This is a genomic window from Mesorhizobium sp. P2_A8, from assembly GCF_056404935.1.
The window spans coordinates 1-12,664 of record NZ_JBFUDB010000008.1 but is presented as its reverse complement, the minus strand read 5'-3'; the positions used below and the strand labels follow the sequence as shown (position 1 = coordinate 12,664).

Annotated in this window: 11 protein-coding genes and 1 pseudogene; 2 read left to right on the top strand and 10 right to left on the bottom strand. The window is 57.0% G+C overall.

What is annotated here, in order from left to right:
• The first annotated feature begins 36 nt into the window (after positions 1–36).
• Positions 37–1,008, top strand: coding sequence for a fatty acid desaturase (locus tag AC1D10_RS22915; RefSeq protein WP_477275871.1), 972 nt, complete (start codon positions 37–39; stop codon positions 1,006–1,008).
• Entirely contained in the window at positions 1,005–1,907 is a 903-nt protein-coding gene (locus tag AC1D10_RS22910; RefSeq protein ID WP_477275869.1) for a class I SAM-dependent methyltransferase, read from the top strand. The genes AC1D10_RS22915 and AC1D10_RS22910 overlap by 4 nt, the downstream gene beginning before the upstream one ends.
• A gap of 51 nt (positions 1,908–1,958) precedes the next feature.
• Here the strand turns inward: AC1D10_RS22910 and AC1D10_RS22905 are convergent, their stop codons facing one another.
• From AC1D10_RS22905 to AC1D10_RS22860, 10 genes and pseudogenes are all read right to left on the bottom strand, one after another.
• Positions 1,959–4,448, bottom strand: a complete 2,490-nt coding sequence (locus AC1D10_RS22905; protein WP_477275867.1) for a hypothetical protein — start codon at positions 4,446–4,448, stop codon at positions 1,959–1,961.
• Positions 4,449–4,456: 8 nt separating this feature from the next.
• Entirely contained in the window at positions 4,457–5,389 is a 933-nt protein-coding gene (locus tag AC1D10_RS22900; RefSeq protein ID WP_477275865.1) for a hypothetical protein, read from the bottom strand.
• 4 nt (positions 5,390–5,393) lie between these two features.
• Entirely contained in the window at positions 5,394–6,017 is a 624-nt protein-coding gene (locus AC1D10_RS22895; protein WP_477275863.1) for a class I SAM-dependent methyltransferase, read from the bottom strand.
• Positions 6,018–7,037: a glycosyltransferase family 2 protein gene (locus tag AC1D10_RS22890; RefSeq protein ID WP_477275861.1), complete on the bottom strand. Its 1,020-nt coding sequence runs from the start codon at positions 7,035–7,037 to the stop codon at positions 6,018–6,020.
• Positions 7,038–7,492: 455 nt separating this feature from the next.
• Positions 7,493–8,833 carry a class I SAM-dependent methyltransferase gene (locus AC1D10_RS22885; RefSeq protein WP_477275859.1) on the bottom strand — a complete coding sequence of 447 codons (1,341 nt, stop codon included), beginning with the start codon at positions 8,831–8,833 and terminating at the stop codon, positions 7,493–7,495.
• Positions 8,834–8,855: 22 nt separating this feature from the next.
• Positions 8,856–9,737 (bottom strand): dTDP-4-dehydrorhamnose reductase, encoded by an 882-nt coding sequence (gene rfbD, locus AC1D10_RS22880; protein WP_477275857.1) that lies wholly within the window; start codon positions 9,735–9,737, stop codon positions 8,856–8,858.
• Positions 9,734–10,804 (bottom strand): dTDP-glucose 4,6-dehydratase, encoded by a 1,071-nt coding sequence (gene rfbB, locus AC1D10_RS22875; protein WP_477275855.1) that lies wholly within the window; start codon positions 10,802–10,804, stop codon positions 9,734–9,736. Before rfbB ends, rfbD begins: the two co-directional genes overlap by 4 nt.
• 22 nt (positions 10,805–10,826) lie before the next feature.
• Positions 10,827–11,381, bottom strand: a complete 555-nt coding sequence (gene rfbC / locus AC1D10_RS22870; RefSeq protein WP_379105836.1) for a dTDP-4-dehydrorhamnose 3,5-epimerase — start codon at positions 11,379–11,381, stop codon at positions 10,827–10,829.
• Positions 11,382–12,263, bottom strand: coding sequence for a glucose-1-phosphate thymidylyltransferase RfbA (rfbA, locus tag AC1D10_RS22865; RefSeq protein ID WP_477275853.1), 882 nt, complete (start codon positions 12,261–12,263; stop codon positions 11,382–11,384). It abuts the gene before it with no gap.
• Positions 12,264–12,393: 130 nt separating this feature from the next.
• Positions 12,394–12,664: pseudogene (locus AC1D10_RS22860) on the bottom strand (capsular biosynthesis protein CpsI); the annotation flags it as partial.

The window sequence follows — 12,664 nt, the reverse complement described above, 5'->3', positions numbered from 1 at the left end:
AGAGGTGCCAAATAACGCCGTTTAGGGAGCACAGGCATGAACGTCGCTCATCCGAAGGCTCATCTCTATTCGTCGAATCTGAAAGAGATAAGGGTCCCCGAAGAATTGCTCCAGCGCAGCACGTTCTGGATAATCGCCTACGCGGCAAAGCCCTTCATATTGATCATGCTTGCCATGCTGGCCGGTCTGATGATTGGCCCCCTCTGGGTCGCCGTGCCTGTCGCGGCACTACTTCTTCTCGCCGCACAACGTCATTTTCAGACGCTGATTCATGACGCCGCGCACTATTTTTACAGCCGGAACCCATCAAGGAATGACACCTTGACCAACTGGCTTGCGGCCGGGTGGATCGGCATGGAAGTCGCGAGATATCGCAAGATCCATATGAAACATCACGCACACAATGGCAGCAAGGATGATCCCGAGCATGTCAGCTTCGCGACGGTGAGCGCCGACGGCGGCCTCGCCTGGATGATCGCCCGCTACGTCCTCGGCCTGGAATCTGTGCGTCTCTTTCTAAAATATTTCGCGAAGTCGGACGCCCCTGCAAAGAAGTCGGATACCCCTGCAAAGAAGCAAGGCGGTTCATCCGGAAAGCTCTGGTCGATGAAGCATATCTTCGCCTGCCAGCTTGTCCTGGCCACTGTGATGGTTGTTTCAGGGCTATGGTGGGAATATGCCGCCTGGCTATACCTCGCTGTGACATGGAACCCACTGCTCAGCCGCCTACGTTTTATGGCCGAGCACCCGGGCGAGGACGATATGACGGTGACCACGCTGGCGACCGTTCTTGAGAACACCTACTTCGCTCCGCAGAGCTTCAACTACCATCTGGAGCACCACGGCTGGCCGATGGTTCCTCCCTATCGGCTGTCGAAAATGCACCGATTCCTGCGCGAGGAGGTGCGCTTTTACGATGATCGCGGTGAGCTCCTGTCGCCCAGCTACATCGGGAAGCTCTTGGAGTTGTCCCACGATCGCAATGAGCCGAAAGGGATCAAGATTTGAGCGACATCTGCCTGCTGTGCGCCGCCGAACACAAACCCGGGCAAATGTCGCCGATCTACACCTCGATCGCAGACTATGAATACGCGGTTCCGCGGCAATCCAACTATTTCGAATGCACTGATTGCGGGTTTGTGATGCAGATCCCAAAGGTGCCTGCGGCTGAGATTCCGTCACTATATCCCGACGACTACCTGGCCTATTCGAAGCCAAAGAGTTCGGTGTTCGGCGCCTTGAAACGCGCGATCGTAGCTCGCGACGCCAGGAAGGTGCTGGCTGTTGCGAAATCGCCCGCTCCTCGCATCCTTGAGGTCGGCTGCGGTAACGGCTCCCTCCTGGAAAGCATCCTGGAAATAAATCCAAAAGCGTCCGTGTGCGGCATCGACATCAAGGATCTCGGCCTGAGCGCCAACCCACGCATCGACTTCCACCTTGGCCAGATCGAGGAAGTGGACCTGCCGGACGGCTCGTTCGATGCGATCTATTGCTCAAACCTGATTGAGCATGTCGTCGATCCCGTTGGGTTCATCGAGCATATGCGGCGGCTGCTACGGCCTGGCGGCGGCGCGCTCGTCATCACGCCGAACCATCTGTCGCTCGATCGATACGTTTTCGGGCGGCGTTGGGGAGGATATCACTATCCTCGCCACCTGACGTTGTTCAACCATCGAAACGTCGTCACGGCGATGAGGATTGGTGGGCTGGAGACCGAGCGCGTATCCGGCGCCTATGCGTGGTGGGCAATTTCTCTCGCCAACTCGCTGTTCAAGGAATCTGCTCGGCGCGGCCGCGGGGTCATGCATACGGCTTTGTCGGTGATGTTCTTGCCACTGGATCTGGCCATCAACCTGTTTCGGCCGCACGGGTCAATGACCATCAAGGCGCGACGCCCGAGTAACTGAATCTTGCCTCAACCAATGCCCGAGTTCGGCGAGTCATCTCCGGGCGACCAATTACCCGGTGCCTGTTCGTGGCCTGGAAGATCTACGCGTCAACGCGATTAGGAGAATGACCGAGGCTGCAAAGCCGGCGATGCAAAGCTCCAGCGTTTTCAGCAAATGACTGCTGTCGTAATAGAAACGAATTTTGCCTGGTCCGTTCACCTCGACGGCAGGGAAAAAATCCAAGAATTTGTTCAGTTCTACCGGTCTTCCATCCAGCGTGGCTCGCCAATATTTGTTGGTGCGAATGGGGAAAACGACCCATCCACGGGCTGCCCCCGAATAGTCCACTGTCAGGTCGTCCGGTTCGTACGCCGCGAGTTGCACAGGGCCAAAATCCGCGTCCGGCTGCCCGCTCAGCCTATTCACATAATAGCCGGAACCCGAAACCGCGTGATTTTCGATAACACTGATCCCCGGCTCGACCGACGCGATCGAGAAATTCTGGGGAAGATCGATCTTCTCGAAAATCTTTATTATTGGCATGCCGGGAAACACCTTCGACCCAACCTGATAAGTTGCCCCCCCGGCGGTTTCGAAAACCCAGGCGCTGAGTGGCTTCTGGCTATCGGGTTTGGTCATCGAAATGACGTATCGATACGTTCCGGCCACAAGCGGCACGTCTTGACTGAAACCGAAGGTGGCGAACAGGTTGTTGCGCACCGCCTCCGGCGGTATTTCGGAATGAGCCACGAGGCGTCCATCCTTGTAGAGATCCAATGTCAATGCCGAAGGGGCATAGTCCTGATCATAGGTTCCGAACAACACCTGGACGTTCATCACGCTAACCGGCTTGTCGATCGTCACGTTGCCTTGAAGTGCGCCACTGTTAAGGGCGGCAGTGGGTCGCTGGCCGGTTCCGACGGTTTCATAAACCGCCGAGGTGCAGCCTTCCTTGCCGAGGATGAAGCGAACAGCAGCATAGACAATATCCCGACTGGAGAAATTAATGTCGGAGCACTGAAATATCGAGGCCGTATATGTCACCTGATGAGAAGGCACTATGTCAGCGGCTATCGGCTTTTGCGCGTCGGTACGAAAACCGTGAGCAAACAATTCCGGCAATCGATAATTTGACAAAGATCCTGAGAAAAGGAAACTTTCGTCCGCAAGAACACTTTGACCTGGAAGTATCTTTGATGATACATATGATATAGAAGGCGTATCTGGAAAGAACGTTGCAATATCAGGTCGCGCGTTAAATTGCCTGAAGGAATATCCGAGATTTACCGCCTGAAGAAGGCATATCAGTATTACAACGTGAAACCTGTAAGTCTGTTCAAATTTTGTCGGCAACATACAAGAAATGGAATACGACGACAATATTGCTGCCGAAAGCCCGAACAATAGCGTCACTCTATTCCAACCATTATAATCAAACGATGGAATTAGCCTTACCAGGCTGGCGGGCGCCGCGCCGAATGCAGTCGCCATGGTAAAGATGGCCAAGAGCAACCCAAAAACAGCAAACAGATTGGGTTTCCTGAAAATAAAATATGGAGCAAGAAGGGTAAGGATTGCAGCGGGCAGCCCCGCCGAAAACGTCCGCTCGACGCCAAGATGGTTGCTAAAATCAAATCCAAACATGTTAATGATGTCGTAAGGCGTGAATATCGTTCCACCCACTCGGATCGACAAATCGGTTCCGTCGAGGATGTCCTTGACCCCCAGAAGCCCAGGAAGGGCAAGGAACGCGCCCGCAACACCTGCGCATCCCAGCCCGATTGCCCGCCTGACCATCGTCTGATTGATGCCGGTGCTCCTGAGTTCGACAGCGAGAACCACGATCGCCAGTATCAAGGAGGAGATGCCTCCCAAGACGGCCACAAATGGGAAACCGGCCAGCGCCATCAGGGCTAAGCTGAAAGCGAACCCCAGAGCCCAGCCCAAGCGGCCCGTCTGCCAATACCGAAGCTGGGAGGCGAGAACCCACGGAATAAGAGCGCTGGTTGTCAGATGCGGCCAATGCGCCCAGGCGATGTTGAAACCGCAAAATGCAAAGACCATGGCGCCGAAAATCGCGGCCACGTGATTCCTGAACATGAAAAAAAGCAGAAAATACGCGCCGAAAGCAGCCAGGAGATAATTGGCCAGGATAGCGAACGTGTATCCCATGGCCTCATTCGGCGTGAGGGCATAAATCAGAAACGGTATTGAAAGGCCTTCATAAATCGCCGCCTGAATGCCGGTTGCACCCAGTTGATGGAGGGGGTTCCACAGCGGGATATGCCCTTCCCGCAACTCTCGCCTGAACTCCCGCCAGTTTGGCAGCCGGTGATCCAGCGCGTCAGAGCGCTCCAGATTGACAATTGGAGAGTCGATCCCGGCATTGTCCCATCCCGGATAGGACAACAACACATCCATCGGTGCCAGTGTTTGCCGAGCAGGGTTCACGCCTACGATCCCCAGGACGAGAGCGAAAAGAAGCGCCATCGAGACCGCATGCCGCAAAAATGAGGGCTGCCTCAGCAAGGATTTGTTTTGCGTGGATGTTTCGGTCATTAGCACATTCATGCGCTTTTCCGCTTTCGCAATATCAACGCCACAAAGGCGATCAGGCAGTCTCCAAGAACGGTGACGAGCCGGTTGCCGAGGGCAACCGCGGTAGCCGATGGAGGCGGCAGACCCGCGGCAGTAAGCCCCATGATCAGAACGGCCTCGCGCACGCCAAGCCCGCCCGGCGCTCCCGGAACGACAAAGCCAATGAGCCAGGCCGCGGCTCCTATGCCTATCAACTCCGCCATTTGCCCCCCATCGTTCAGGGTCCTGAAAAGCGCAACGATCAGCAACCCATTGCCAATGAAAAACAGTACATAGAGGACAAAAGCTTCGGCAGATACGACAAGCGCCCTGCCCCCGATGTCTGCCATCCTGGAGCGGAATAAAAGTCCCATCCCGATCGCAAGCGCCAAGAGACCGGCGGCGATCAATCCCATTGTCAAAGCAGGATTGTCGGGACCATACCGAGCATATGCACCTTGAAAAATCGGCCACGCCAGCAATACGCCCAACGCCCCGGCGGCGAGAACAGTGATGGACAATTCCCCTATCTGAGCAACGGCAAGAGCCCTGTTGGACGCCCCGGCACTGCGGGCAAGGGCAAAACGGCCAACCATATGCATCACGTTGCTCGGCAGGTATTTGTAAATCTGCGTCCTTCCAAAAATTCCGAGCGCACGGCCCAATCCAAACGACGGTCCATCGACGAGAACCAGGAAGCGGTACCAGGCGATGCCGACCAGCTGCAGAATGACGGCATAAGCGCTAGCGCAGCCCAATATGGCGATCAAAAAGAGTGGCGAGATAAGGTGTCGTTGCAAATCACCGAAGGAGCGATGGACCGCCAGCCCCACGAAGACAAGCGCTGCAAGACTGACGGCCAGCCCCCCAAGGCGAACTATGGACTTTAGCTTGCTGCTTTTGACCGGCTGTGCCGTCTGCATTGTCTCAGTCACAGCGGCAAAGGACCATCGTCCAAGGAAACGGCTTGCTGACCTTGACGATTTTGAGCGACTTGCTTAGCAAATCAACGAAAGATGAGGATGACCAGTGATTGATATGGCCTGGCGTATTTCCAAGCTCTGTTATATATTTTCCCCTGGCAATATTAAGCACTCTCCAGATCGGCTCTCTCGGCACGCTGACAAGAAGATATGGTTTTGCCAGCGATTTAAGCACAGATAGCGCTTGCTCTGTATTTGGAACATGCTCGAGGACTTCACAGCATATCACCAATTCGGCGGAGTCCCCTTCCGGCCTCAGGTCGAAAAGCGAGCGGGTTTCAAATATCGGAGCTATACCGCGCTTGGCGCACTGCTGATTGGCCTCCGAAACACTGACCGCTTCCAGGTCACTCCCACGGACATTCCACCCCTGATCATGAAGACGAATAGACAAATTTCCTTCGCCACAGCCAACCTCGTAGGCATCGCGAACGCCTGTCTCGGCCGTCATCATATCGAAGTTGCTTAGAAAGCCCTGCATGAGGTATCGTGCGATCGGATTCTGAGTATTGTACTTGTCGTAGAAATTACCCGGAACATTGTCGTAAGCCAGCGGCGTTTCATTCATCTATATTGCTCCGCCTATATTATCTTTCTTAAACTTTGGCTCTTTGTGCTCTAATGCAAATGACCGGATGCGGGCCTTGCCACCATGCTCCTGCTGCAGTTGCCTGATCCTGATTTCTTCAAGCAATTGCCGATTGACTGCGATCAGTTCGGAAATGACGCCACTCATGGCGAGGATGCCGGCAAGCGCAAGCAAGGCGCTGGACAAAACGAGCGACTGGATGTTGCCACTGCCTTCGCCCATCCAGTAGTGGAAAAGGAACCGGACGATCCCGATCAACCCCGGTGTGGCGACGACAGCCGCGCACACCGAGAAGAAGCGCAGCGGACTATAGACGACAAAAATCCTCACAACCGTTATCAGCGAGCGTCGCACATAGCTTGGTATGCTCTTGACCAGCCGCGAGGGCCGGAGATCGCCGTTCACGCGGATCGGTACCGAGGTAATGGGAATGTTCCGGCGTCCCGCCTGGATGATCGTTTCCAGCGTATAAGTATAGCGGTTGAAGACATTGAGCTGTATCGCCGCGTCGCGATGAATGGCGCGGAACCCGCTCGGCGCGTCGGGAACCGTCGTGCCGCTGGCAATCTTGACAACGAAGCTTCCAAGCTTCTGCAGAAATTTCTTGATGGGCGAAAAATGCTCTATCTCACTGATCGGCCTTGCGCCGATGACGATCTGAGCTTTTTTTTCTAATATGGGCCGGACAAGATCGGGAATGCAGGAGGCATCGTACTGGTTGTCCGCATCGGTGTTGACAATTACATCGGCACCTAGTTTTAGCGCGGTTTCAATACCGGTCATGAAGGCTTTGGCAAGCCCCTGGTTATGGGGCAGTGAGACCACGTGATCCACACCGTTTTCCCGGGCAACCTCGACCGTGCGGTCGGTGGAGCCATCGTCGATTACGAGCCATTCCACTGTATCGAAGCCCGCGACCTCACGCGGGAGATCAGCAAGCGTGACAGCGAGTGTCCCCTCCTCATTCAAGCATGGGATTTGAATAATAAGCTTTGACAATCCACCCTCTTTTCTCGAGATCGATCAGCTGCCGTCTTCGCTATGGACCTAGAGAACTTTGCTCCCACGCGCTACCTGCTTTGGCAAAATAACCTGTTTTTGCAGCTGTCAACAATTGTGCGGGAGGGTTCAGGGCGGCGCTGCATTGATGGCGTTCACAGCGAATTCACTCGGGAGAGCCATGAATGCAAGGTTTCAGTCAGGCCTCCCCAGCCTCCCCAGGCGCCTCGCATACACCTTCAGACTGCGCAACCGGAAATTCGACGGCTTGGCAGGCGGAGTGCTGGATCGGTCCGGGGTGCATCCCAAACGCCACAAGCCGGCGCCGCCGGAACGACCAGTCGTCGCGCGAATGAAAAACATCCCGTGATTTGATGTTGCGCCGATTCTGAAGAAACGGACTGCTGATGGAGGGGCCAGCAGCAGAGCCGCCTATCTCCCATTCAATTTCGCTCTCAACGAAAAACCGCGGCGACCGTCTTCAGCAACCACCTGACATTCCCGGATAGCGCTCGCAGGGGAGCAGTTATCCGCCAACTCGTCGAGTGCTTGAACTCTTGAACAACGCGTTCACTTTGCTCTATTTTTGCCTTGAGCGCAGCCGTCACCGCTTGAACTCGTGCGGTCTCGCTGTCGCGCTCGGCCTGCAGCGCGCTTGCCGTCGTACGCGCAACGGATATGTCTGCCTGCAAGACCTGGATCTCTTGAACTCTCTCGGCGAGATGTGCCCTCATTTGAGCGATCTCGTCGGTGCCACTCCGGACCTGCTCGCGTGTTTCGGCTATCTCGTGGGAGAGTTCCTCTATGCGCGCCGCGCGACTCGTCACCAACGCCCTGTTGGTCTCAATTTCCTCTTCCATGGTCGTCGACGACAAGGACCATGGATTTCCGGTTTGATCGAGCGCTTTGTTCGTCGTGCCGCCAAGAGGGATCATTCCCTTGTCGGCGATTGCAACCCGGCCTTGCACATTGCGAACCCCGAGAGCATTTTCCTGACTTGGTCGCTTGGTCACAATACAGAGCGAGTTCAAAAACTCGACGGAATGAATGGATGCCAGCGAAGCTTCCCCGAATACGGTTTTATACCTATCGGAGAAAGTGGCTAAGGCATCCGCCCGAAAGCGGGCCAGCCCCCAATGCTCATGGTTGACCACATCGAGCAGGCGCTTGAAGAACGACATCGACGAAAGAGGATCATAGAGACCGCCCTCGAATTCCTGCCAGTAGCTGCAATGTAAATCTTCCGCTATGTAAACCCCTCCATCAGAAAGATGAGGGAAATAACGGGCGAAAGAACGCACTATGTCTGATGATGTATGCGATCCGTCATCAATTATGATGTCGAATGTCGCGGATTTTGCAACAATTTTTCTTTCTATCTCATCAGTGTTGGCATCGCCGATAACCACGGAGATCTTCTCATCGTCGAAAACCAGACCGCTGCAAGCCATGTCGATATCGCAGCCAAGAATAAGCTCCGAATTCGGGAAATATCGCGGCCAGATTTCGAGCGAACCGCCGTTTTGAACGCCAATTTCCAGCAGCCGAACCGGCCTGTTGCGATAGTTCAAAAGAATCCGGTCATATGCGTCCAGATAGGAAGACCACTTGTCCGACACCTTGCCGCTATGGGCCTCGTACAGATCGCGAAGTGAAGGGGCGCGCGCTCCAAGCGCGGCATTCGCCTTGGTCCGGACGCTCAGTGGCATCTCGCCGTCCGGCTTAGGGCCGAGCGCCGTCGGGTCGACCGCCAGTGGGACGGCTTCTGCATTTTCCGGCGATGGGAACTTCTTCATGCTTCAATGCCCATCCCGTCTCTCAGACCAGGACACGACGCGCCACTGCTTCCGTCGATAGCCGCCAGTCCGGTGCATTCCATCCGAAGACAGAGGCGAATTTCGCGCTCGATAGCCGGGAATTGGCGGGGCGTCGTGCCTTGGTCGGATAGTCCATCGTAGCAATGTCCCGTACCCGCGCCCAAGGGCCACCAGACACTCGGCTTGTGTCCAGGATATGGCGGGCAAAGCCGCTCCAGTTGGCCTCGCCTGTGCCGGCCAGATGATAGACGCCGAACGCAGCGAAGCTCTGGTCGCCATGCAGCATCGCCGCCGAGTGCAGGATCGCGTCGGCGATATCAAGCGCGGAGGTGGGGTTTCCCCACTGATCGGCGACCACGGCGATTTCATCCCGGTCGGCGGCAAGCCGCAGCATGGTCTTGACGAAATTCTTGCCGAACGGGCTGTAGACCCATGCCGTGCGCAGGATCAGATGGCGCGGATTGGCGGCTGCGACCGCCTGTTCTCCGGCAAGCTTGGAGGCGCCATAGACGCCTTGCGGGGCGGTTGCGTCGGTTTCGACATAGGCACCGGAAGCGCTGCCGTCGAAGACATAGTCGGTCGAAAGATGGATGACGGGAATGCCAAGCCGCGCCGCGGCTTCGGCCACTTTGCCGGCGCCGACAGCGTTCACTGCAAATGCCAGATCGGGCTCATCCTCGGCCTGATCCACGGCCGTGTAAGCGGCAGCCGACACGACGATATCGGGCTTCGCGGCCGCAATGGCGTCGATGACGGTGTCGGGTTTTGCCAGGTCGAGCTCCGGACGGCCAATGGCGACGACTTCCACGCCGGCGCGCCCCTGGCCGGCCTCCAGAAGGCTTGTCACAACCTGGCCTTCACGTCCGGTGACAACGAGCCTCACGCTACCCCCTTGCGCACTTCGCCCAATCTTTCACCAGCATAGTGCTGTTCGCGGATCGGCCCCCACCACCATTTGTTGTCCAGAAACCAGTCCACGGTTCTCGCCAGGCCGCTGTCGAAGTTCTCGTTGGGCGTCCAGCCGAGGTCCCGCCCTATTTTCGATGCGTCGATGGCATAGCGGCGGTCGTGGCCGGGGCGGTCGGTGACGAAAGAGATCAGGTCGCGATAGCTCTTGCCGCCGGAACGGGGACGCCTGATGTCGAGCAGATCGCAGATCGTCTCGACGACGCTCAGGTTTGTCCGCTCCGAATTGCCGCCGACATTGTAGCTCTCGCCTGGCGTACCTTTGGTGGCAACCAGTTCCAGCGCGCGCGCATGGTCCTCGACGAACAGCCAGTCGCGCACATTGGCGCCGGCGCCGTAGACCGGCAACGGCTTTTCGTCGAGCGCATTGAGGATGACCAGGGGGATGAGCTTTTCGGGAAAGTGATAGGGCCCGTAATTGTTCGAGCAGTTGGAAAGCACGACCGGCAGGCCATAGGTTTCGTGCCAGGCCCGCACCAGATGGTCCGACGCCGCCTTCGAGGCGGAATACGGCGAAGACGGCGCATAGGGCGTCTCCTCGACGAACATACCGCCATCGAAAGGAAGATCGCCGAACACCTCATCGGTCGAGACGTGGTGGAAGCGGAAGCGGCTCTTCCTCTCTTCGGGCAGGCCGCGCCAGTATTCCAGCGCGGAATTGAGGATCCGATAAGTGCCGACGATATTGGTTTCGATAAACGTGCCAGGTCCGTCGATCGAGCGATCGACATGGCTCTCGGCGGCGAGGTTCATGACGATGTCGATATCGTCCCGGCGGAGGATGTCGAGCACCGCCCTCTCGTCGCAGATATCGGCATGGGCAAAGCGGTAATTATGCGCATTCTCGATCGGCCGCAGCGAGGCCAGGTTGCCCGCATAGGTGAGTTTGTCGAGATTGGTCACGCGATAGGCCGGGTTGGCGCACAGATGCCGGCACACCGCCGAACCAATGAAGCCGGCACCGCCTGTCACTAGAAAATTCATGCTGCTGTCCTCATACAACCCCTCAAGCAAACACCTCGGCGGCGGCCAGAACCGGCGCCTTGAGGTCCTTGTCCGAAAGCTGGAACCCGCCAGCCAATGTCGGCCAGTCGATGCCGATGGCAGGATCGTCGAAACGGATCGAACGGTCGTGTTCGGGCGAATAGGTATCAGTCACCTTGTACAGGACTTCGGTGTCGGGCACGAGCGTCACGAAGCCGTGCGCAAAGCCCTTTGGCACCAGAATCTGGTTGCCCTTTTCAGCGGTAATTTCGAGCGCAACCCATTTTCCGAAGGTTGGTGAGCTACGGCGAATGTCGACCGCCACGTCCAGCAGTGCACCCCGGAGGACACGCAGCAGCTTGTCCTGAGCGCGCGGCGCAAGCTGGTAGTGCAGCCCGCGCAGGACCCCTCCCGCGGCGGAATAGGACTGGTTGTCCTGTACGAAACGCAAGTCTATGCCGGCCTGCGAAAAGCGCTCGGCCTGATAGGTTTCGACAAAGAAACCGCGGGCATCGCCATGTCGTTTCGGAATGATTTCCAGCACGCCTTCGATGCCAAGGGACCTGACCTCCAGCATTTACTCCTCCAACCGCTCGACGACACGCCGGCGCAGGTAGGCGGCATACTCGTTTTTTCCCAGGAGGGTGGCGCGCCGGAGGACGTCGTCTGCCGTCAGCCAGCCCTGTTCGAAGGCGATTTCCTCCGGGCAGGCGACCTTGATGCCCTGGCGATGTTCGATCGTGCGCACGAAGGAGGACGCTTCGTGCAAGCTGTCATGGGTGCCGGTGTCGAGCCAGGCGTAACCGCGCCCCAACCGGTGCACATGCAACTGGCCACGATCGAGGTAGACGTTGTTGACCGCCGTGATCTCGAGCTCGCCACGCGCCGACGGGCGGATCGCGGGGGCGATGTCAACGACATCGTTGTCATAGAAATAGAGGCCGGTGACAGCCCAGTTGGATTTCGGCTGGGCAGGCTTTTCCTCGATCGTCAGGGCGGTTCCGGTGACCTTGTCGAAGGAAACGACACCATAACGCTGGGGATCCTCGACATGATAGGCGAACACCGAAGCCCCCTTTTCGCGCGACGCCGCCGCACGGCAGAGCTGCGACAGGCCTTCGCCGAAATAGATGTTGTCGCCCAGGATCATCGACACGCTGTCCTTGCCGATGAAATCACGGCCGATGATGAAGGCTTCCGCAAGCCCGTTAGGCTGCGGTTGCTCGGCATAGGACAGATCAAGCCCGAAGTTCGATCCGTCGCCAAGCAACTCGCGGAAAACCGGCAGATCCCGCGGCGTTGAAATAACCAGAATTTCGCGAATACCCGCGAGCATCAAAACGCTCAGCGGATAATAGATCATCGGCTTGTCGTATATCGGAAGGATTTGCTTGGAGACTGCCAATGTTAGCGGATAAAGACGCGTTCCACTGCCTCCAGCAAGGATAATTCCTTTCAAGCGGCTCTCCTTGACATGCCGAAACCCCCAGCCCTGACATAAGCCGCTGTGCTTAGGTTCCATGCAATGGCTTGTCAATCTCGGCGCCTGACAAACGGCCGGACTATTTGGCGCCAGAATGCGACCTCAGCTAGGTCTGTCCAAAATACGCCTGGTACCAGTCCACAAACCGCCCTACCCCTTCGGTCACCGTCGTCACTGGGCGGTAGCCGACCGACTGCTCCAGCGCCGATGTGTCGGCAAAGGTATCGGGCACATCGCCGGCCTGCAGCGGCAGCAGTTCGATGATGGCTTTCCTGCCAAGTGCGTTTTCCAGCGCCTCGACATAGGCCGTCAGCTTCACCGGTTTGTTGTTGCCGATGTTGAAGATGCGCCAGGGCGCGCTGCTCGTGGCCGGATCC